General features: G+C 69.7%; 22 protein-coding genes. 8 read left to right on the top strand and 14 right to left on the bottom strand.

Annotated features, from left to right (window positions below):
* Nucleotides 1–21: 21 nt before the first annotated feature.
* The 5 genes from KPF47_RS12835 (at nucleotide 22) to KPF47_RS12815 (ending at nucleotide 4,255) form a co-directional block, all read left to right on the top strand.
* Nucleotides 22–576: a hypothetical protein gene (locus KPF47_RS12835; protein WP_224389092.1), complete on the top strand. Its 555-nt coding sequence runs from the start codon at nucleotides 22–24 to the stop codon at nucleotides 574–576.
* Nucleotides 577–581: 5 nt separating this feature from the next.
* Nucleotides 582–1,154, top strand: a complete 573-nt coding sequence (locus tag KPF47_RS12830) for a hypothetical protein (protein WP_224389091.1) — start codon at nucleotides 582–584, stop codon at nucleotides 1,152–1,154.
* 214 nt (nucleotides 1,155–1,368) lie between these two features.
* Complete coding sequence (locus tag KPF47_RS12825) at nucleotides 1,369–2,529, top strand: ISAs1 family transposase (RefSeq protein WP_224389090.1); 1,161 nt, start codon at nucleotides 1,369–1,371, stop codon at nucleotides 2,527–2,529.
* Between the two features lie 281 nt (nucleotides 2,530–2,810).
* Nucleotides 2,811–3,527, top strand: coding sequence for a hypothetical protein (locus KPF47_RS12820; protein ID WP_224389089.1), 717 nt, complete (start codon nucleotides 2,811–2,813; stop codon nucleotides 3,525–3,527).
* Nucleotides 3,528–3,613: 86 nt separating this feature from the next.
* A complete protein-coding gene (locus tag KPF47_RS12815; RefSeq protein ID WP_224389088.1) occupies nucleotides 3,614–4,255 on the top strand; it encodes a plasmid pRiA4b ORF-3 family protein in 642 nt (213 codons plus the stop codon).
* Nucleotides 4,256–5,020: 765 nt separating this feature from the next.
* On the opposite strand, the gene KPF47_RS40885 is transcribed toward KPF47_RS12815, so the two are convergent.
* The gene (locus tag KPF47_RS40885; RefSeq protein WP_374108839.1) at nucleotides 5,021–5,827 is read right to left on the bottom strand and encodes a relaxase/mobilization nuclease domain-containing protein; all 807 of its coding nucleotides are present in this window, start codon (nucleotides 5,825–5,827) and stop codon (nucleotides 5,021–5,023) included.
* Nucleotides 5,828–5,877: 50 nt separating this feature from the next.
* Complete coding sequence (locus KPF47_RS12810) at nucleotides 5,878–6,171, bottom strand: MobC family plasmid mobilization relaxosome protein (protein ID WP_224389087.1); 294 nt, start codon at nucleotides 6,169–6,171, stop codon at nucleotides 5,878–5,880.
* Between the two features lie 522 nt (nucleotides 6,172–6,693).
* Between KPF47_RS12810 and KPF47_RS12805 the strand changes: the two genes are divergently transcribed.
* On the top strand, nucleotides 6,694–7,104 hold the full coding sequence (locus KPF47_RS12805) for a hypothetical protein (protein ID WP_224389086.1): 411 nt from the start codon (nucleotides 6,694–6,696) through the stop codon (nucleotides 7,102–7,104).
* 904 nt (nucleotides 7,105–8,008) lie between these two features.
* On the opposite strand, the gene KPF47_RS12800 is transcribed toward KPF47_RS12805, so the two are convergent.
* The 10 genes from KPF47_RS12800 to KPF47_RS12755 form a co-directional block, all read right to left on the bottom strand.
* On the bottom strand, nucleotides 8,009–8,377 hold the full coding sequence (locus KPF47_RS12800; RefSeq protein ID WP_224389085.1) for a hypothetical protein: 369 nt from the start codon (nucleotides 8,375–8,377) through the stop codon (nucleotides 8,009–8,011).
* Nucleotides 8,378–9,331: 954 nt separating this feature from the next.
* Nucleotides 9,332–9,514, bottom strand: coding sequence for a hypothetical protein (locus tag KPF47_RS12795; protein ID WP_224389084.1), 183 nt, complete (start codon nucleotides 9,512–9,514; stop codon nucleotides 9,332–9,334).
* Nucleotides 9,514–9,879, bottom strand: a complete 366-nt coding sequence (locus KPF47_RS12790; protein WP_224389083.1) for a hypothetical protein — start codon at nucleotides 9,877–9,879, stop codon at nucleotides 9,514–9,516. Before KPF47_RS12790 ends, KPF47_RS12795 begins: the two co-directional genes overlap by 1 nt.
* Nucleotides 9,846–10,316, bottom strand: coding sequence for a hypothetical protein (locus tag KPF47_RS12785; protein WP_224389082.1), 471 nt, complete (start codon nucleotides 10,314–10,316; stop codon nucleotides 9,846–9,848). Before KPF47_RS12785 ends, KPF47_RS12790 begins: the two co-directional genes overlap by 34 nt.
* A gap of 680 nt (nucleotides 10,317–10,996) precedes the next feature.
* Nucleotides 10,997–11,599, bottom strand: a complete 603-nt coding sequence (locus tag KPF47_RS12780; protein ID WP_224389081.1) for a hypothetical protein — start codon at nucleotides 11,597–11,599, stop codon at nucleotides 10,997–10,999.
* Between the two features lie 508 nt (nucleotides 11,600–12,107).
* Nucleotides 12,108–12,548, bottom strand: a complete 441-nt coding sequence (locus KPF47_RS12775) for a hypothetical protein (protein ID WP_224389080.1) — start codon at nucleotides 12,546–12,548, stop codon at nucleotides 12,108–12,110.
* The gene (locus KPF47_RS12770) at nucleotides 12,545–13,066 is read right to left on the bottom strand and encodes a hypothetical protein (protein WP_224389079.1); all 522 of its coding nucleotides are present in this window, start codon (nucleotides 13,064–13,066) and stop codon (nucleotides 12,545–12,547) included. The genes KPF47_RS12775 and KPF47_RS12770 overlap by 4 nt, the downstream gene beginning before the upstream one ends.
* The gene (locus KPF47_RS12765; RefSeq protein ID WP_224389078.1) at nucleotides 13,063–13,368 is read right to left on the bottom strand and encodes a hypothetical protein; all 306 of its coding nucleotides are present in this window, start codon (nucleotides 13,366–13,368) and stop codon (nucleotides 13,063–13,065) included. Before KPF47_RS12765 ends, KPF47_RS12770 begins: the two co-directional genes overlap by 4 nt.
* Nucleotides 13,365–13,661: a hypothetical protein gene (locus KPF47_RS12760; RefSeq protein ID WP_224389077.1), complete on the bottom strand. Its 297-nt coding sequence runs from the start codon at nucleotides 13,659–13,661 to the stop codon at nucleotides 13,365–13,367. Before KPF47_RS12760 ends, KPF47_RS12765 begins: the two co-directional genes overlap by 4 nt.
* Nucleotides 13,662–13,943: 282 nt before the next feature.
* Complete coding sequence (locus KPF47_RS12755) at nucleotides 13,944–14,918, bottom strand: hypothetical protein (protein WP_224389076.1); 975 nt, start codon at nucleotides 14,916–14,918, stop codon at nucleotides 13,944–13,946.
* 2,348 nt (nucleotides 14,919–17,266) lie between these two features.
* Here KPF47_RS12755 and KPF47_RS12750 point away from each other — a divergent pair.
* On the top strand, nucleotides 17,267–17,716 hold the full coding sequence (locus KPF47_RS12750) for a hypothetical protein (protein WP_224389075.1): 450 nt from the start codon (nucleotides 17,267–17,269) through the stop codon (nucleotides 17,714–17,716).
* Nucleotides 17,717–17,819: 103 nt separating this feature from the next.
* Nucleotides 17,820–18,677 carry an IS5 family transposase gene (locus KPF47_RS12745; protein WP_224389074.1) on the top strand — a complete coding sequence of 286 codons (858 nt, stop codon included), beginning with the start codon at nucleotides 17,820–17,822 and terminating at the stop codon, nucleotides 18,675–18,677.
* A gap of 717 nt (nucleotides 18,678–19,394) precedes the next feature.
* Here the strand turns inward: KPF47_RS12745 and KPF47_RS12740 are convergent.
* Both KPF47_RS12740 and KPF47_RS12735 read right to left on the bottom strand, forming a co-directional pair.
* A complete protein-coding gene (locus KPF47_RS12740; protein ID WP_224389073.1) occupies nucleotides 19,395–20,876 on the bottom strand; it encodes a hypothetical protein in 1,482 nt (493 codons plus the stop codon).
* 552 nt (nucleotides 20,877–21,428) lie between these two features.
* Nucleotides 21,429–21,668, bottom strand: coding sequence for a hypothetical protein (locus KPF47_RS12735; protein WP_224389072.1), 240 nt, complete (start codon nucleotides 21,666–21,668; stop codon nucleotides 21,429–21,431).
* Nucleotides 21,669–21,718: the final 50 nt, after the last annotated feature.

Genomic DNA, 21,718 nt, shown 5'->3' with positions numbered 1-21,718 from the left:
CAGCGTGCTGCACTACGGAACATGAGCACGACGACGTCCACACAACGCGCCATCACCGTGATTCTGGCGGCCGCGATTCCGATGAGCATGACCACCGGATTCACCGCCACTGCACCCGTGCAGTACGCGCCGTCGCCTGCTTCCATCAGTGCGCCAGTTGCATCTCTTCGCGCGGCGCTCCCCTCCAATCACAGCTATGAAGAGATTGCACGAGCACTGGAACGGATCGCGTCAGAGCTGGAACGCGCTCTGGCCTCTTTGCCCGCTGACCAACGCGACAATCCGCACGCCGTCCGCAATGCACTCCTGCGGAGCACATCTCACGATCGACTCAATCCGGTCGGGGTTGCAGCCTGTCTCGCCGCGCTGGGCGAGTTCATCATCACCACCGGGATCCCCGGAGCAAAAATCGTCAAGATTATCCGGGACGCGAGGAAGCTCCACGGCTCCTTGATGGCTGCACTCAAGGCAGTACGGACAAATCCGAGCCTGTCAGAGCTGGGCGAGGAATCCATCGCGATCCTGCAGAAGATCATCGGGATCGACGGTGTCATCGCCAAATGTGGGAGCATCTGACAGGCATGTCAGACGACGCACCGCAGCAGTCACGTTGCTCCCTCGCCGAAGTCCGATGGATCAGCTTTTGGGTCACCCTCATATTCGGATTTATTGGATGGCTCCCAGTCCTCGGCGCAGCACTCCTAGCGGGCTTCGGGTACCTCTGGGTGGGCCTACTGCAAGTACCTGAAAATCAGGAACTTCGGATAGCCAGCGCCGCCATATCGATCTACCTGATTGCCAATTTTATCGGCGCCTTTAAGGGCTTTATCCTAGTAAGACTAAGGGGATGCCAGTGGTACTACTGGTATCTATTCTACGCTGTTCTTACATTTGGCGTCGCCATCGCTTCAGGCTGGATGTTCGGGATCGATCCCGCCTTTCTTGTCGCTTATTCAGGAACTGTGGCGATCTGCGGGGGAATCATCGAGATGGTGTGGTTGAAACCATGGCAACCCGGTCCGAGCGACGAACTCCTGGCAGCTCGCCGCGCTGCTATGCGTCGAGGTGACGATCCCTCGCTAATCGCCGAGGACGACATCCGCCGCGCATCAGACCACACAGACAATCGTCTAGACGAAGGGCATTCACCATGAGCACAGACCACCCCGCGGGGCAGGGCCCCGGCAAAGTCGCAGTGGACAGACGCTGAGCTGCAGTGACACGCAGGCTTGAGATATGGGCGCGGGCACGGTCCCGGCGTGATCATCAGGGTGTCGAAGCCTTGATCACCGTCAGGAAGCCGTGCCCGCCGTGTCATCCTCCCCGATCCTTGCTGCCCTGACCGCATCGGACACCGTCATCGACCAGGTGAGGGCCGATACCGGTGTCGAGTCGACCGCGTTGTCGCTGCTCGATGCCCTGGCTCAGATCCCCGACCCGCGTGCCGCCCGCGGTGTGCGCCACGGCGTGATCGCGGTCCTGCTGGTCAGCGCGTGCGCGGTCCTGGCCGGTGCCCGCTCGTTCGTCGCGATCGCCGAGTACGTCCACGACACCGGACGGACCGTGCTCGACCTCCTCGGCGCCGGACCGGTCGCCCCGCACGAGTCGACCATCCGCAGACTGCTCCAACAACTCGACCCGACCGCGGTCGAAGACGCGCTGCACCGGTGGGCGACCACGCAGCTCGCGACCCGGCCCACCGATCCGGGCATACCCGCCCGAGAACGACGCCCGGTCTGGGCGCTGGACGGTAAGTCGTTGCGCGGGGCCCGTCATGGTGAGCAGCGGTCGACGCACCTGGTGTCGGTGATCGACCAGACCAGCGGTGTCGTGCTGACCCAGGTCGCGGTCGACTCGAAGTCCGGGGAGCTGGCCGCGGTCCCCGAGCTCCTGGCCGGACTGGACCTGCGCGGTGTGCTGGTCACCGCCGACGCGCTGCACACTCAGCGCTCCCATGCCCGCTACCTGCACGAACGCGGTGGGCACTACCTGATGACGGTCAAGGCTAACCAGCCCACGCTGCTGGCCCGGCTGCGTGCGCTGCCCTGGAAGATGATCGGGCCGGCCGCCCGGCAGCGGGCCCGTGGCCACGGGCGGGTCGAGACCCGCACGATCAGCGTGCTCTCCCTGCAGCGGTGCCCGGACCGGGGCGGGGAGTTCTTCCCACACGCCGCCCAGGCCATCCGGCTCATCCGCCGGCGCCGCCCGCTACGTCCGGGTGCACGGTGGAAGACCGTGACCGTCTACGCGATCACCAGCCTGACCGCGTTCCAGGCAGACCCGATCCTGCTGGCCCGCTGGATCCGCGGACACTGGAACATCGAGAACCGGCTGCACTGGGTCCGGGACGTCTCCTTCGACGAGGACCGCTCCCAGACCCGCACCGCAGCCGGACCGCAAGTCATGGCCGCCCTGCGCAACCTCGCGATCACCGCACTCCGACTGACCGGGACCACCAACATCGCCGCCGTACTACGCCACCACGCCCGAGACGCCCACCGGCCCTTGACCACCTACAAGATCATCTGACGACTTTGCCGGGGCCCTGCCCCGCGGGGGACGGGGCCTCGGTGCCGCGTCCGGGGATCATGTCGTTGCAGGCGTTGCGGTGGTATCAGATCGCCGCCACGGCGGTCCGGTTCGTCCGGGCGAACCCGGTAGCGGTGCTGGTCCCGGCACTGCTGGAAGCACTCCTGCTGGTCGGGGGCGGTGTGTTGGCCGGGTGGTGGCTCCTCGACCCGGGCCCCGCCATCGCCGATGCCGCGGCAGCCGACCCGGCCGCAGCAGAAACCGCAGCGCAAGCCGCTCCCGTGGGGACTTCGCCGCAGGAGGTGTTGTTCACCCTCGCACTGGTCGCGCTCTGCTTCGTGGTGACCCCGCCCACCTTGGGCGTCGTGCTGTCCACCCTGCGCCCCGCCGTCCTCGGCCGACCCCGCCTCACCCTGTCCCAGGCCTGGGCCACCGCCCGCCCCCACCTGCGGGCCCTCTACACCGTGTGGGCGGTCGTCACCCTGATCAGCCTGATCCCGACCATCATCGAAACCGCCGCAGCAGCCCCGTCCTGGGGCACCCCCGACCCGGCCGGCAACGGCGACACCATCAGCACGGTCGCCGGGATCCTGACCGTGGCAGCGGTCCTGCTGCTGATCTACGTCTCGGTCCTGATCGCCTTCGCCCCCGCCGCGGTGATCGTCGAAGGACTCACCGCCGGGGCCGCGCTACGCCGCTCCTTCGACCTGGTCCACCGGTCCTGGTGGCGCTGCTTCGCCGTGCTGGCCGCGATCAGCGTGCTCATCCTGATCCCGACCACCCTGATCACCCTGCCTGCAATCGCTTTCGCCGCCGTGATCGGGATCGCCGGCCCACTCTGGGTCGCGATCGGCACCGCCGCCGCTGTGCTGACCGTGGTGTTCGGCCTCGGCTCCAGCTACGGCATCGGCGCGACCGCCCTGCTGTATCAGGACCAGCGCATCCGACGGGAGAACTACGCCACCGACCTCATCCGCGACGCAGCCCCCGAACTGTAGAAATGGAGCGGCCCGGGGACCGAAGCGTCCCCGGGCGAGGCAGTGTCCGAGGCCGGGGCCTAGCCAATGGTGGGAGCATCGCCGCCATGACACAAGCGGACACCGCAGCACCAGCAGCAGCGCCCACGACCGGCGCTGCGCCGAACCCGGCAGCGGGGGCCGGACCCGCGGCGATCTTCCGGATCGAGATCACACTGGTCGAGGTCGAACCAGCCGTCTACCGGGTCGTGGAGGTCCCCGGCGATGCCACCCTCGCGGTCTTGCACCAGGTCATCCAGGAAGCGATGGGCTGGGAGAACTCCCACTTGCACGAATTCACCATCAACCAGGACTGCTACAGCATCCCGGACCCGGACTGGGACCCCGCCGGGGACCTCGGCGACCGCACCCTCGACGAAGGGGCCACCACACTGGCCCGCGTGCTCACCCTCGGACAGGAAGCCGACTACGTCTACGACTTCGGCGACAACTGGCACCACACCCTGACCGTCACCGCACTCATCACCGCTGAGCCCGGAGTGCGCTACCCGCGCTGTATCGACGGCCACGGCGCCTGCCCACCCGAAGACGTCGGCGGAGCATTCGGCTACGCCGAATTCCTCGACGCACTCGCCGACCCCCACCACCCCGAACACGCCGACCGAGTCCACTGGTGGGGATCTGACCAGTACGACCCCCACCACTTCGACCTCGACGCCACCAACACCGCCCTCCACCTGATGCTGTGACACCCACAAGCTCAGCCGGGGACGTTGCAGCCCTCTACAGCCCAGGGCTCCGTTCCGGCCCCTGACCACGGTCCCGGAACGGGGCCCGCCGCGACGCCACCGGCCTCACCGGCCGCGGCGGCTCCTGCCCACGACTGTGCCCCACCTTCGGCGACCGAGACACCGACCACGCCGACACCACAGCAGCTGCAGCAACCGGGACAGCAGCCAACGTGTCATAGCTCCGCCGGGCCGCCGCGGCCTGCGCCGGACGCCGCTGTGCCTCCCGCAACGCCGCCACCTCCGCGACCACCGCCGCCAACGCGACGATCAACCGGGCCGCATCCGCCTCACCGGACTCACTCAGGTGCCGGACCGCCGCCAACTCCCACGCCGCCGACCGCAACCCCACAGCCACCAGAGGCCACCGCACCGGCAACACCCGCCCCGGGACCCGAGTCGCCCGGTCGAACACATCCCCCGCCACCCGCGACACCCGCCCCTCAGGATCCTGGACCGCGGTGACGACACCGACCGCGGCCAGCATGTCCCCCGCCGCGTGCGCGACACCATCCCCATCCAGACCAGACAGCCCCTCCGACGACGACCGCGCATCCGTCAACGCTGCGGTCGCCTGCTCCATCGCTGACACCGCGCTGTCCACCGCCGCAGCCCGACGCTTCTCCGACACCGGCACCGACACCGGCACCGACACCGGCCGACCCGCTTCCTCTATGGCCGGCTGTCCGGGACCCGATTCGGCTTCAGCGGACGCCCACCGCGCTCTCAGATTCGGCAACGACAGATCCGCCGCCAACCGCCGACCCGAAAACCACACCGACCGCCCCTCCACCGTCTTATCCCCGGCACCGACACCGCATACCCGACCACCCCACTGCCCCGATCCCCCGCCACCGCGTAACGAGGCCGCACCGACACCCCCCGCCGCGACAACACCACCATGAACGACTCCGCGTCCCGGGCCTGCACCACTGCCGCCCGCACCTGCCGACGCAACCACTCCCGCGACGGGCCTTCCTGCCCCAGGCGGGCGGCCTTCTCCAACTCCGCCCGCGACGGCCCCGTCACCGACGACCGATCCGCACCCGCCGTCCGCACCACACCCAGGCGCTCCTCCCACACCTGACATGTCTCCCGCGCCCGCACGAAGTCCCGAAACGGCGCCACCCGACGACCCGACACCTGCCCCACCAACACCGCCGCGACATGCACATGATCATCAGCGTGGCGGATCGCGACCCACCGGCATCCGTCCGGATCACCACACCGCGCGATCCCCGTCCGGTCCATCAGATCCTCGACGACCTGGGACCACTGCTCATCGCTAAGCCCCGGGTCCTCCGGTGCGCAACGCAACGAGCAATGCCACACCGGACCCTGCCTCGGACGCCCCGCCGCCGGCGGCGTCAACGACACCCCCGCCGCCACCGCAGGATCACTCAACTCCGCCACCACCCCCGCAACATCAAAGCCCCCATCCGCCCGCAGCGACGGCTGATGGACCTCCGGACAGCCATCCCACGACGCAACCACCCGCTGATCCACATGCTCGTTCGCCCGCCCAGGACCCATCAAATAAGCGACAAGCCCACCCGGGCGCCACCCCCGACTGATCTTCGCGATCACCCCACACCCCCGGACTCACCCGGACCCGAACCCCGATCCCGCTGAGCTCGGGAACGCGCACGCGACCGCACCACCGCACGCTCCACACCCACCTGCTCATCCACCGCCACGACCGTCGCATCAATCCGCTCCACCGCACGCGACACGAGCTCCAGTACCCGCCCCGCCGACGCATCCACGACCCCGTCGCTGTTCGCGACCCGAGCGACGTCGTTGAGGTTCCCCCCGACATTGCGCAGCACCCGACGGTCCTCCATCAACTCCGACCGCAACCCCATCAACGCCTGCATCCGCGCACCCGACAACCCCGCCGACCGCGCCGACACCACAGCTACACCACCCCCGCCTACACCAGCCCCAGCCGCGTCAGCCTCCGCCGACCGGACACCCGCCGCTCCTAACCACGCCCCTACAGCCATCCCCGACCGCACCGCCGCCGCCTCCACCACAACCCGCTCCTCCGACGACAACCACACCGTCAACGAATGCGGACGCCCCCCCACCGCCCGCCCACGACGCATCCCCGCCATCCGCTCACGACCTCCTGCCCACTCAGACCCAGCACCCTGCTCGCCCCGGACCCCGGAGCGAGCGTCTCACGACCAACGACCCGCTGCATGTTTTCTGCCAGAAAACACCTAACTTGCTCCGCCGAAGGCGGCAGCAAGCTCCGCAGCAAGTGGCAGCAAGTGGCAGCAAGTTAGGCCGCGCAGCTACGCACACCGCAGCACACCTACGGTGCAGCACGTCAGGAAGCTCGAGCAGGAGCAGACCGGGCACGATCCGGGACGCCACCCGATACCATCGGGCGCATGAAGTCGAAGGCGGCGACGACACAGGCCAAGACCCACGCACGCACAGCAGCCCGAGACCTCCTCCGCGCACGCATGCAACCCATCACCGAACTCGCCGAACTCGGAACCGCCGTCGACACCGCCCGCGCACACCTCGACGCCGCCCGCCAACAATGGCGCGCAGCACAAAACGCCTACGCCCACGGCTACCGCGCCGCCCGAGCAGCCGGCTGGAGCCGAGCCGAACTCCACGACATCGGCTGCGGCACCGGACCCGCCGGCACAGCACTACGCACCACCCCACCCCGCACAGCCCCCGACAGCGACAGCGACAGCGACAGCGACGAGCCCACCAACACCTCAGCGCCCGCACTTCCGGTGACCACCGATAACGCTGACAACCAGGTGTCGAAGGCGTCCCCCCGATGACCCCCGAGTCAGCAGACGACACCGCTGACCCCGCCGACAACACTGCCGCCGCCTCCGACGCCGGCAACCCACGACCGGTACTGCTCTTCGGCCGGGGAGCACTGACCCGACTGGCTGATGGCCGCAAAACAGCGACCATCAGCAGCCAGACCCCGGACGCGGCCCCCGGTGACGCAGTGACAGCGACACTGCCGGGCGGAACCCCACGACTGCCCATGCAAATCACGCAGCGCGTGCCAGTGGAAGAACTCGCGGCACTACCGCAACTCGCAGAACAAACCGGACTGGAACTGTCCGCATTCACAAAGCTGAAATCATGGCCAGACTACCTGGACAAGATCACCGCAAACGAGAGCGTCACGACCCCCGCGCACCTACTGGTCCTCACCGCAGCCGGAAACCTCGAAGGGAAACTCCCACCGAAGGGACGCCCCACCCCCAAACGTAAACGCCAGCCACCCCCACCACCGAAACCAAAGCCCGCTCCAGTAGCACTGAAACCCGTGAAGAACGGCTGGCTACAAATCCAGACGACCGGCCCAGTGAAAATGACACCACTCACAGTGATACACCCACAGGACACAGCCGTGCTCCAACAACGAATCACAGCACTACTCGCACGACACTCACCGTCACCACAAACACGCCGAGCACTAGCACCCGTCATCGGAGCACTACTCGAAAAAAACAGAGCCGGCCCCGCAGGACTCGGCAAAAACGACCGCCAACGACTCCGGAAACACATCCCAACAGCAGTCGCATGGCTGACCAAACACCAACTCATGACACAAGGACGATGGAACCCGAAACTACTCGTAGGACTCCGCATCAAACACGCCGCCACCCGCGGCGGCGCACCCACCAAACGATGACAGAACCGGCGACGGCGCCCACCCGGCCGCGTTCAGAGGTCGAGCGCGACGCGTAGGAGCGCGTCGAGCTGGTCGAGCACAGCTTGATCGACCAGACCGAGTGACTCGGTCAACGTCGGCCGGTAGACCCGAGTCAGGCCACGTTGCACATTGAGCCACCGCAACTCAACCATCAACCTCGACCGGCACGACAACAAGATCGCGCCCGGGTCCTGCTCGTCAGCCTCGACCCCGTAGAGCATCGACACACCCCGGTCGAGCACCGGCTGCGCGCTGACGATCAGGATCGTCCGATCCCGCACCACCGACGGCGCCCGCCACAACTCACCCCGACGCACGCCACCCACCCGCAGCTCCCGCACGGTGCCGAGCTGGCCCTCACGCTCGTCCAGCGCGACCACGGCAGCATCGGCACGGTCCTGCTCCGCAGCACTCAACACCGGCCGTTCGGACTCCCAGGCATGCCGCAACACCAACCGCTCATGAACGCCGACAACGTGCGCCCCTCCAACTCCGCAGCCCGCCGAGCAAGAACCAGCGCACCCGCATCCAGCGACAGCGACACCTTCTCCGTTGATCCCACCAAACAATCCTACCATTTTAGTGGCATCAACTACAGCGAGCGTCAGACCCCCGACCTCCGACATCACGCACCCACCCGCGCCACGCCATCCGACTCAGTCGAGGCAGCCCAGCAGCGCCCGGTCTTGACCGCATATCCAGCCCCGGCCAGGGCGGCCAGTGCTTTCGACACCGCCGGGGCCTTCCGCCCCGTCGCTGCGGCGATGTCCCCGGTCCGGGTGTGCCCGGCCGCCAGTGCGGCGTAGACCTCCCGCTGCGCAGGCGACAACCCGGGGTGCCCCGCGACCTCCCCCACTCTCGACGGCGCCGGGCTCGGCAGCCGAGGCGTGGCGGGGCCGGACATCGGCGGCGGTCAACGCCGCAGGCACCGCGACACCCGACCACCCCGGCAACGCCACCACCGCCACCGACGAGGCCGGCGAAGACGCCGCGGCCGGCTCGACCGCCCGCCAGCGCTGGTGGCGCGGCGCCAGGGGCGGCCAGCTTCGCCGCCTGGGCCTCCCACCGCACCTGCGGCGACAGACACTGGGCCGGCTGGAACGGCAGAACCGCCCCCGCAGTGTCGCCGTCCAGAGCAGCGCCGGACACCGCACACGCACCCACTCCCCCAGATCTTCAGCCCAGGCCACCCGGCCCATCGTCATCCGCCCCACCCGAGTTCGCGAAGCAATACCCCCCACCCGACGGCAGGCTGGTAGGGGCGACCGCGAGACCATCGATCACGGCGTTCTCACTACGGTTCATGTTGCGGAAAGCAAACAGGTTCCGGGCAGTCAGGAACCACGCAGCACCGTGGAATTGCCGTAGTCACCGGCAAGCAGCGACTGCGTCCCCACCACCAACCCGACCCCGTACTTACGGCCGATCCGCACCACCCGCTCCAGACGCCCGATGAAACCCGCCGCAACCATGTGCGGATGCGTCGACAGGCGATGCAACTCATCGATGATCCACATCAGACCGGGCAGCTCCGGGTGGGCAGCAGTTTGCGCGCCGGGGACTGGGTCGCCGGGTCGGTGATCGGCACCAACGCTCCGCCGACGGCGGGGGCTTCGGTGAGGGTGGACTTGAGCAGCGACCGCACCTCCAGAGCGGCCTCCACCGCCCCCAGCTGCGCCAGGACACCGTCCGGGCCGGACTCCGCCCAGTCGGCGACATCGTTGAGCACCGGCGACGACCCGCCATCGGGGTCACCGTCACCGAAGAACACATGCCAGCACCCCGACGCGGCGAGGCCGAGACCGATCGCCTCCAAACACGCCGACTTCCCCGACCCCGGCTCACCCGTCACCAGGCCGTTGCGGACACCGACGGACTCCACCGCATGAAAGACCATCTCGCCCTCACCGTCGGCATACGGGCCCAACGGCACCGCCCATCGACATACCGCGGGCCGGTGTACGGGATCCCCGCCGCGAGCACGTCACGGACGATCACCGTCAGCTGCGCCCAGCCCTCGTCATCCGGGAACGGCTCCACCACCAGGTGTTTCCCCGACACACCCAGGGCGGAGGCGATCCGGCCACGACGACCCAGGATGTCGTCGAAACACAGCTCACCCGGCGGAGTGCGCACCGTCCATCGGATCGCCCGCGACGTATCCGTCCGGTCGGTCAGCAGCGAGTCGGGGAGGGCTTTCCCGCGACGGGCGACATTGGCAGCCCACCGCCGCGCCAATCTGTCCCCCACATCGGCGTCGGCCTCCTCCTCCGGCAGGACCGGGCCCGTCGCGGGCACGGTGATCGGATGCGCAGCCATCCACCCCGACCAACACCCGGCCGACCCCGCCGCCAACGCCCCGAGCAGGGTCGGATCCGTCGGGCCGGCCAACGACGCCGCACCCACCCACGCCCCAGCACCCGCGACACCCGACCACGACGCCCTCACCAGCCGCCGGAATCCGACGGCGCCACCACCCCCGGACCGCAGCCAGGCCGCGACGGACACCGCGAGCCCGAGACCGGCAGCGGTCACCCCCGCCACCATCGGGCCGTCGGAAGCGGCGACCAGGTCACACAGCGCCCAGCCCAGGGCCCGGTCGCCGCGGTCGCGGCCGTGGCCAGATACGGCACCCGACGCGCCCACACCCCCGCCCGCACCCGCTCCGCACGCTCACTCACCACCACCTGACCAGGCGTTTCCCGACGCAACACCGACCCCGACGCCCGTACCACCACCTCCCCACCCGCGACAGGCTCGGCGACCTCGGCGGCGGTCAGGCGCTGCAACGCCGCCACCAACACCTCCGGCGTGAGAACCGCAAACTCCGCCGATGACGTCATCGATATCCCTCCGGGCGTTCACTCACAGATCGGTTCCGTTCGGTGGTGCCCCGCACCGCCACGACACAGACGTCCGACAACCAGTGGCTCACCCACCGGCTTCGAGGACGGGCTGACGCCCGGACCTGGGGAAACGCGCAGATCCAGGCAGAGGCCTCAGGTGCGGGTGCCGATGTAGGTGCCCGACACCGTCGACGCCAGAGAGTCATCCGAGAGGACCTGGTCCTGAGTCGACAGATGCCGCGCAAAATGACTCTGCGCACTCGCCGCGCTGTCCCGGAACAGCGCGGCGTGCTCCTGCATCTGCGACAACAGCGCGATCGGCACGCCTGAGACACCCGCCGCGGACAGCGACACCACCGACTGCTCGATCTCGGTGAACATCCGCTCGGCCAGCGACCGCATCTGCTCGCAGAAATGATGCGCACTACCCGGATCCAACGTCTCCCCACTCGCCATGCCGCTGGTGCTGGTGTTGGCTGCGGTCATCGGAACGCCCTCTCCCTCGTCACTGCCGGTCGCGCCACTGTTGGCCGTGCCGTTGTTGGCCGTGCTGGCCGATGCGGGGCGGAGTGGATGCACCGTCGCCCACCCCGGCCCGGTCTCGGTCTCGGTCTCGGTCTCGGTCTCGGTCTCGGGAACGCTGCCGCTGACGGGCAGGTCCTCGGCCTTCTTCTCGGTCTTCTTCTCCGCGGGCACCGGCGCCGGAGCCGGAGGCGTCGTCGTCTCGGGGACGGGTGGATCGACAGTGATCACCATCGGTCCACCCGGCGGCGGGTCAGGGCCGGGATTCGACGTCGCCCGCGGAGACGGGGACCGGCGGCCCGGACGCGACGTCCACTCACCCGACCCGGTCCGGCGGCGGGGCCTCCGCCCAACGCGCTCGCGCAGGGCGCGGGCCCACCGCTGCCGCCGCAACTCCCCGGCCGCAGCCCGCTCATGACGGCGCCGGCGCCGATCGGTGGCGTAGTCCCACCCGTCGGCCCACCACGCACCCAGAGCTCGACGAGCCGGGCCGGGCTCACGCCGCGACCGCGGATGCGCGATCCGCTCCGCCACCCGCGCGGCGAGGGCTTCGGCGATCGTCGGACCGGTCCGGCGGGCGTCTTTCGCCATGCGCCGTTCATGGGCGCGTTCGGCCCTGCGGCGCCGATCCGCCAGCCGCGGCGGCTCTGTCCCCCGCGCGGTCGCGATGACCTCGGTCCCCGCATATCGCGCGAGGCCCCAGACGACCAGGGTGACCAGCAAGATCGTCTCCACGCCCGCATCACCCGGTGATCCACGTCGAGGCCACCGCGCCCGCGTCACCCACGCCGCGGGCCAGGACGCTGTAGAAACCGGCCAGCAACGGCACACCAGAGGCCACGGCCAGGGTCGGGGCGGTCAGCGCCAGCCACGGATGCCACGACTTCGGGCGCGCGGTCTTCGGAACAATGCCCTTCACCACCACTTCCAGGGTGGCGATCACACACACCGCCGCCAGCATCGTCCCCCCGGCCACACCCAACAGCTGGGTGACCGTCGACGTCGCACCCGACAGCGTCGTGAACACCCGGCCCAGCAGCGTCCCCAGCACACCGCCGACCCCGGTCCCGGCGACCAGGAACAGGGCGTTCGTGGTCTTCGCGCAGTTGCCGTTGTACTTCAACCAAGCACCCAGCACGAGCGCCAACGCCGCCACCACACCCGTCGACGCCCACGCGTTCATGACGCACCTCCAGCAGAAGACCCCGACAGCCACCCCGACAGCCAGGCCGGCACCCAGTAGGACCACGTCACGAACTCCGGCACCAGAACGCCGACCAGCGGAATCTCGTTCAGCACCGACGCCACCGTCACCGCCAGCGGCCCGACCGTCCACAGCCGGCCCGCAGTGCGCGACGCCCACCCCGCCACCCCGGCCACGATCAGCACGGGGGCCTGCACCAGCCAGAAATGCGCGACCGCGACCTGACGCACCACCGGATGCTCACTGGTCGTCCAGTCCCCGCGCCGGGCCAGCTCCAGGCCCTCGGCCAGGGTCACCGGGCGCTCCACCGCGACCCGACAGCCCGCCACCGCGCCGGCAGCCGAGGCCGCCAGCCTGCGGGCGAACCGCACCCACCACGACGGCCCCGCCGCCGGGGCCGGGCCCCACCCGGCCTTCCCCGCAACAGCCGACACCGCAGCACTCGAGCCCGACACGCTCGACAACTCGTTCGTCGTCGTACTCGTCGCTGTACTCACCGCTGACTCCTTCCCGCGCTCAGCGGCTCACGGGCCTGCAGCTCCAGGAGCCGATCTCCGGCCGTGACCAGCGCCGACGCCACGGACTCGACCACCCGCGAGGCCTCGGCCGGGTCCGGATGCCGCCTGCTCGCCGCCCCGCGGGCGTAATCGAACGCCGCCACCAACCGCTCCACATCCGACCCGGCCGCAGCGAACCGCACCACGAACCGGCCACGCCGCCGATCCGGACGACCACGCCGCACCGCCACCTCCACCTCAGCACCCGACAGCGCGGCGGCCCGGCGCCGGTAGCCGCTCACCGCCGACCACCCCGCCCCACACCACGCCGGTGCCCAAGAGCCCGGGTCACCAGACCCGCGACGCTGCACCACACCACCACCGCAGCGCAGCCCATCACGATCCGCGGCCCCGACCAGTCCCCGGCCGCCGGGAACAGCGCCTCCACCAGCACGAACACGCTGAATCCGACACCACCCAGCCCGATCAGCACCGGCACCGACGACACCACCGACCCCAGCCGCGACAGCGCTGCCCGCACCGGGTGCGGGGCGAACCGCGGACGACGCACCCGCACCCGCTCCGGCGGAAACAACGACAACTGCCCCGGATCACTCGGAAGACCCGACGAGTACTCCAGCGGCTGATCCAGCGACCGGCCCGACGATCGACGCATCACCGGCCGGGACACTCCAGAGGACGACACGACAACAGACATGCAAACCTCACCCCGAAAAGGAAGAAGCAGAAAAAACAGGAGAGAACGGACACACTCGGGCTGCGGCGCACACAGCAGCAGCTACAGCCAGACGAAGACGGCCCGAGAAAGACCTAGACAGACACCACACGGTCAGGGCTGACCGCTCACAGGATCGCCCTAGGCGAGGGCCGCGACCCGGGCCCCGTTCACACGCCCCGACACCGGCGAACCGGACGCTGCCGAGGCTGCTGCGGCGGCGGTGCGGTGCAGGAACGCGGTGACGTGGTCATAGGCATCGCCCGCGAGCTGGGCGCGGGACTTCCCCACCCCGAAGGTCTTGCGGATCGCCTCCCGCGACACCGAGCCCGCCGGAGTCGCGATGCGACCGTCGGCGACGGCCTGACGGGTCCGCTCATACAGCACCACCGTGTCCGCAGCGGTCTCGTCAAGGCGGGTCGGGGCGAGTTCGTCATACAGGTCGGCGAAGATCGGGCGGAACACCGAGTGCAGCACGTGCTGCACCACCACCGCGGCGGCGACCAGCAGCGGCGGCAGCACATGAGCCAGGGTCGAACCCGGGTCGAAGCCGTAGCGCACGCCCCACGGCACCACCGTCAATGCCAGCGACGCGGACGCCAGACCCGCATCCAGCACATACAGACCGCGAGGGACCCGGCGGCCGTGCTGCACCGCGGTGAAACCGACGAACAGGCTCACGACCAGCAGCACTGAGGCGAGGGGTTCGATGAGGTAGCCGTACCACGGGCCGTCCACACCGACGACACCGTCGTGAACCGTGACAGACATGAACAGCACACCGGCCGCGATCAGCAACGGCGGCACCATCGACAGGCCGACGTAGCGGCGGTAGGTCGAGGTCAACCGACGGTCCGGGTTGAGTAGCCGGTCGCGGTTCGCGACCGCCCGGGTCGCCCAGCCGGCCTCCCGGCGCTCACCCCGCACCGCAGCGATCTCCGCCAGACGAGCTTTCCAGTGCTCGACCCGCTCCGCGCCGCGCAGCTTCTCGGTGACCTTTCGGTCGGCGCGGCGCTCCCGCTGCGACCGCGCGGCGAGGAGGGCGGGATCGTCCTGGAGCGCGACGACCGCGCGGGCCTGCTCCAGCTCCCGCGCCAACAGACGGGCCTCACCCACCAGACGTGGCCCAGCAGCCGCACTCTCAGCGGGGTCGGGAGCGAGGACCAGATCCTCCAGCCACGACTCCGACCGGGAACCAGCCGAGCGGGCACCGCTCGTCGAAGAGCCGTTCACGGGAGCGTTCACCGGGCCCACCCCGGCGCAGACGCACGGGGCAGCGGAACCGCATCGACGGTCGCCCACACGCGATCGATGAGCTTCTCCGTCAAACCATCCGGGAACCATCTCGGCTGCTCACAGCCGGGCTCACCATCCGGAGAAAAAACCACTCCACCCTGGGGTGGAACGTCACGCATCGTGCAGGCAGGATGCCACATAGCCGATCACCTGTTTCATAGCGCAGGTTGGTTGGTCAGACCGGCGCCCCGGATTTTGCTCCGGGGTGTCGGTCGCTCCATCTGGCAGGAAGCCAGACGGACTTTTTCATGTCTAACACCCCGGGGTGGCCGTGACAAGACCGGGGTCGAACCCGCTGTCACCGGGCAGACACCCAGCGCACCCAGCGATCCAGCCCAGGACGCCACCGGCGGGTCGCGGCGAGCCAGCCCCGGGCGACGGAAATTCCGGAGTGCCTCGCGTGCGCGCGCGACGCGCGCCTACGCGCACATCGCGTTGAGACCACTCCCCAGCAGCAGTCGCCGAGGAAATTTCCCCCAGGGAAAAACCCCGACCGCGCGACGATCACGACAGACCGGGAACACCGCACCACGCCCCGGCCAGCTCAGCCGAACCGTGAGCCGGCGACCGCCCCGGACCCGGACCTGGGCGCGCGACCTGAGCACGACCACGAGCAAGCAACCGCCGAGCCCGCCGACCCTCGCTGACGCCGGGCCGCACCGGCCGAGCCCGGCGGTGCCGACCGAGTCGGGCCGGCCGATTTTCCAGCAAGGAAATTTCCGCGCCGGAAATCCCCGTCGGTCGGGTCTCAACGCGATGTGCGCGTAGGCGCGCGTCGCGCGCGCGAGAGCCCCGGGGATTTCCACTCGACTTTTCCGGGCGCAACCGCGTACGACGACCGCCGACGATGATGTCCCCGAGTTCCCCGGACGGGCGCGAGACGGTGCTCGTTCGCCACTCCCCAGCGCCGCTATCGGCGCCCTCGACAGCCTCGCCGTGGTCCCCGTGGACGGGTGCCTGGCACGCGGCCACGCCTGTGCGATACCTGCTCGATAACGCCCTCTCGGGGCAGGGCCGGAATCGGCGCGACACGCGGCGGCGGTCTCGGCGAGCGCCGCCCCGGCGGCGTGGGCGGGGCCCCGGCGGCGCCTGGCTTCGAGACCGGCACCGGCCCAGCAGCACAGGTGGCGCGGCGATCCGGCCGAAGCAGCTCAGCGCGCGTCTGAACGGGGCGTCGAGACCGCTGGGGCCGACATCGGGCACCAGCGGATACGGGCCGCGCCGTCCAGCTCTCGGCGGCTTCGAGCGCCGCGGTGTCCTGTCCTGGCAGCGTGTGGCGAGGTGTCCGAGGGCAGCCCGGCCGGGCTCGAGTCCCCGGGTTCAGCGCGGTCGGGAGCGCGGTCGGGAGCGGCCCCGCAACGCCGCGCCGCGCGCCGTTCCACGGCCGCTGCGGCGAGCGTGACCGCGGCGACGCGAGGGGGCGCCGGCGCGCCGGTCCCTCGACCGGGCCCGGTCCCGGTCCGCTCCTGGGGCCGTGCGGACACCCGCCCCGCCGGCGCCCCAGGGGCCCGCGTCAAGATCGCTCTACAGGTATTGGGACCAGCACTTTTGCCGCGTGCAACGTTCGCCGCGCAGCGGTGCGGAGTGGTCCGGGCAGCACCGATGACAGCCACATCGTCGGAGAGAATCCCCTGGTCAGGGCGTTTGCCACTCGGTCGACGTGTCCAGCCTCCACCCGAGGCAGCCGCTCAAGATCGTTTCGTTGCGGCGTTTCCGCTGGTCCCGATACTTGCCGACACCTACTCGCCTGGGCGCGCAGGGAGGAGTGGGGGCGGGCAGAGACCTCGGTCGCCGATGCCTGCGAGCGCACGTATTCCCAGGTCAGGGGCATGATCCGGGCGAGGCAGAGGTGCGACCACCGCTGCGCAGCGGCCTGTAAGACGATCATGAACAAGGCTGTTTCCGCTGGTCCGGCTATTTATCGATGGTCTATCGCACGGTCGGGTGGGTGGTGTCGGTGGGGTGGAGCATCGGCGGCGGATTCGGGAGGATCGGCAGGCCAGCACTCGCGCGGCGGGGCTGGGGTCGGTTTCGGTGGTGGTCTGTCGTGCCCGCGGTGTCGATCATGGTGTGGTGGGTTTGCGCTGGTCCCGGCCCCTGCGCGGGCGGTGCGGTGGCTGCCTGGGCGGGGGCTTCGGGTGCGCATACAGCGTGGAGAGGAGGCAGCGGTGACGGTGCGGTCGTGGGCAGTGGCGCAGGTGTTCGAGGTCAGCGACGAGGCGGCAGAGGTGTTGGTGACGCCGTTGCGGCAGGCGTTACGGGCCCAGCAGGCTGGGCCTGCTGGAGGCCTGCTTGAGGACCACGACGTCAAGGCCGGAGCCGAGGTGCGCGCCCGGATCGGGGAGGCACTGGCAGTACTGGTGGTGGTCACTGCCGGGGATCGGCGGCGTGCTCGCCAGCACGGCCAGCGGGTGCTGAGGGCGGTGTTCCAGGCTGCGGCAGCTGATCCGCGCGGGCCGTTGACCCAGGTGCCCGCGGCTGAACGGACTGATGCCGCAGAGCGGCTCTACGAGACCGCAGCGGTCCGGCTGACGGTCAAGGAGACGCTACCGGGTGTCGCTCGGCAGCTGCTCGGAGAGCACCTGGGGGTCGACCTGATCCGGGCCGGGATCCTCTGAGAGCGCTCGGCAAATGAGGTCGTGGGGGTGTCGTTGCAGGTAGAGGCACGGACCTCGGGTGATCATCGGATTGCTGATGTCCTGATGGTCGCCTGGAGGGTCCGTGCCTCTATTGCCAGAATCGCTGATCGACCCCCTCTGGGTCGAGTTCGCTGCCCTGATCGAGGCAGAGCGGCGCCCGGAGTTCGACCCGGCCCATCCGTGGGGATGTCACCGCCGCCGTATCCCCGACCGCCTGGTGTTCGAGCACGTGCTCGCGGCGTTGGTGCACGGCAGCGGCTACGAACGCATCGCCACCCCCGGCTGCTCGGACCGCACGATCCGCCGCCGTCTCGCCCAGTGGGCCGCCGCCGGCGTCGGGGAGCAGGTCCTTCGGGCCGCGCTGGCCGGCTATGACCAGATGATCGGTCTCGACCTCGACGATCTGTCTGCCGACGGAGCGATCACCAAGGCTCCCTGCGGTGGCGAGGGCGCCGGCTGTAACCCGGTCGACCGGGGCAAACAGGGCACCAAACGCTCCGTGGTCTGCGACGGTGCGGGGATCCCGCTGCACCTGATCAGCGCCCGCGCCAATGACCACGACTCGCCGTTGCTGAAACCGACCCTGATCGGGATCTACGACATGATCGGGCCGCTGCCCGAGCGACCGTGCCTGCACCTGGACCGGGGCTATGACTCAGGCAAGACCCGCGATCTGCTCGAACGACTCGGGTTCGACGCACAGATCGCCACCAAGGGCCGGCCCGCCCCGATCCAGGTCGGTAAGCGGTGGCCGGTCGAGCGCACCCATTCCTGGATGAACGGCTACGGCAAGCTCCGCCGCTTCACCGACCGGCGCACCGTCATCGCCGCGTTCTACCTCGACCTCGCCGCCGCACTCACCGTGATCCGCAGACTGATCAACGCGGCCCGCAACCGCTACCGCTGGCCGGATAGGCCCACCACCCGCCGGCTGCGGTAACGATCAATTGCCGGGCGCTCTGAAGCCTCCCGATCGACGCCGACCTGGGCGGGACCGACACGGCCGCTGCCTGACCGACGGTCGAGAAGGCGCCTCATGATCGCTCTACAGGCAATCGGGACCAGCACTTTCACCTCGCGCGCCACGCGCCGTGTCGGGCCCTGCCGGTGGTCGGATGACACCGGCGACGACCGGGCCGCCGGAAGGAATCGCCAGGTCAGAGCGCCGCGTCCCTGAAAGTCGCTCAGAGCATCCGAACCTGACGGCGACCATGATCGTTTCTGTGTGGCGTTGTCGCTGGTCCCGGTACTTTCCGATATTCGATCGCCTGGAGTGGTGCGTGGGACGGGCGCGGGTGGTGCTCAAGCTCGGGACGGCCCCCGTGCGGATACATCCGCAGGTCAGAGGGATGTCGTGGCGGGTCAGCGGGAGGCCTCGGCGGAGGTGTTGCGTCGAGCGTTCCAGTGCTGACCGGGCTGCTGTTCTTCTTCGAGGCGGTCTTGTTCCTGGCTGGGGGCGGGCCGGGGACGTTCACGACGGCGCGGGGCGGGCCCGTAACGGCCGCTGAGAAGCTTTCTGACGGCGTGAGGTGGCCCGGGGCGGTCGTGGGCAAGTCGACCCGGACCGGAGTCCGCTCTGGCGGGCGAGGACCGGAAGCGGCGCGGCAGCACCGTTCGTGCGGGTCGAGAGCCGCCGGTCGGGCGTGGGTGCGGGTGTTCAGCATGACGCCCCGGCAGGGACGAGTCGTCGGGAGAGTCGGGCCTGAAGCAGAGCCGTGATGTGGGCGCGTGCAGCCTCCCGGGTGGAGGAGGTGTTGCGGTCGATGTCGGGGGCGGGGACGAGCCCGGTGAGTAGTGCGTGACGGTCACGAGCCTGGTTACCGGCCAGGATGAGGCGGGCTTCAGCCCGTTGCTGGTCGGCGGCCCGGAGGGCCGCGGCGGGCAGCGTGGTGTGGCCGTAGGACAGCCGCTGCGCGGCGGCGCGGCCGTGCCGGGCCGCGACAGCGGCCCGGGCTTGGGAGTCGGCGTGCGGGGCCCTCAGGGGCCCGCTGTGCCCGGTCCAGGGGGTCAGGCGGTGGCGTAGCCACGCCGACGGCCAGCGTACCTGCCTTGCCGGGCAGCGCTCGACCCGTCGGGCAGGCCCGTCGATGCTCGGCTGGTGATCGAGGGCGTGGCGCAGGTCGTTGTTGGTCCACCCGGCCCGCCAGAACGGCTTCACCCGGGCGCGGATCGCTCGAGGGGACAACCGCGCCAGCAGCGGGTCATCACGCAGCTGTCGGGCTGCGCCGAGCATCTCCCCCGGACTGGTGGGCACCCGGTCATCGAACCAGTCCCCCCACCGCCGGCCCTGGCGGGGCGGCTCGGGCCGGCCGGGCCGGGTCCCAGTCCTCCGCTGGCTGTGGATGATCGTTTTCGCGCGCGTGTGAACAGAACTCTTACCTTGGGTAAGAGTAAACCCCGTTGGGGTCCAACTTTCGGTGCGCAACGATCCAGAAGGGGTCTCGAAGGGGCTCCCGGAACGGCTTTCAGAGGGGGTGTCACCGATCTCGGTGAGCGGCCGGCGGTCGTCTCGGGTCTCGGCGGTGTTGGTGTCGGTGATGGCGTGGTCGGGGAGGTGGAGTTGGTAGACCGCCGCGCGGTTGCCGTGCCGTCCGTGGATCATGCTCTGCAGCGGGCCGCGGTACTGCGGGGTCGAACCGGGCTCGACGAGGGTCAGCCAGCCGTGCTCTTTCAGCTTCGCCAGCCAGGACGCGACCGAGGACCGTGACCACCCCGAGGCCTGCTGCAGACGGGCCCAGGTCGGCCAGGTCAGATGATCGGTCCAGTCCGCGCGCCGGGCGAGCTCGTCGAGCAACGGCTCCAGGCGTCGGCGGACATCACGGCGCAGCCGCTGATACCAGGTTGAGGCATGGATCGCTTCGTCCCAGTCCCGGGCGGTCCGCGGCAGACCCCGGCTCGCCTCCACGTTGCTCTCGGCGGTGCTCTGGGGGGTCGTGTCGTCGGTCAGCTCGGCCCAGCACGGGGTGCAGACGATCGAGTTGAGCACCGTGCCCCGGGCGACCCCGGACCGACGCACGCAGTGCGTACACATCCGCGGAGCTGGTGGCGGGTCGGTGTGCAGCTCACGGGCACTGGACCAGCCCGCGGTGGTCATCGCCGCGGTCGTGGCGGCCAGCTCACCCGGGTCGAGCTGGCCCAAGGGCCAGAGGCCAGTATCGAGCCCGGACCGGACCGGACATCCACAGACATCCCGGGCGCCCTCGTGCGGGGGCGTTGCCGGGGCTTGACTGGTCGCGTTATCCTTCAACCACGCATCCAACGCGTGCTCACTCCTTCAGATGATGGTGGGGGGGCTGAAGGAGCCAGAGAGTGCAATCTCTGTTTGCTCCGCTTCATCGGGCCTGACCCCCTGTGGGGGTGTGGGCCCGATGGTGTTTCTGAAGCGTGCGGCCGCTTCAGCCCGCCATATCGAATTGGACTCCAAGGACGACCCGCATGTGTCGGCCGCCCCTCCAGGGGTCTAGATGGTCATCGTCGTTGCTCCTTCATCTGGGCCGAGCGGGAGCCTGCCGCCCAGTGCCCAGTAGCCGGAAGAGCCGGAAGAGCCGGAAGAGCCGGAAGAGCCGGAAGAGCCGGAAGAGCCGGAAGAGCCGGAAGAGCCGGAAGAGCCGGAAGAGCCGGAAGAGCCGGAAGAGCCGGCTCACTGTCCGATCTTGCCAGACCCGGATACTGGCCGGGGCGTCGGCAGCTCTTACGGGCGTGTCGGCCGCGTCGGGGGCTCGCCGGGCCGGTGGTGTCCGTCGCAGTCGTCGAGGTCATCCAGGTGCTCGACGCAGTCGTCGAGGATCGCCTGGGTGGTTCGGACATGCCAGGCCGCTGGCGCCTGATCTTCTAGGGTTGCCCCGTAGGGGTTGCGGACTTTTTCTGCGGCGAGCGTCAGCTCCCGGGTGGCGGTGAGGATCCTGTCCCGCAACCAGTTCTCCTGGTCCACCCCGTCACGTCCCGTACGACGGACCGGCCGTGTCGGGACGAGGCCCGGCG

This window comes from Pseudonocardia sp. ICBG1293, assembly GCF_020131355.1.
Lineage (GTDB): Bacteria > Actinomycetota > Actinomycetes > Mycobacteriales > Pseudonocardiaceae > Pseudonocardia.
The sequence above is the reverse complement of the archived record's forward strand: the minus strand, read 5'-3'. Positions and strand labels throughout refer to the sequence as shown.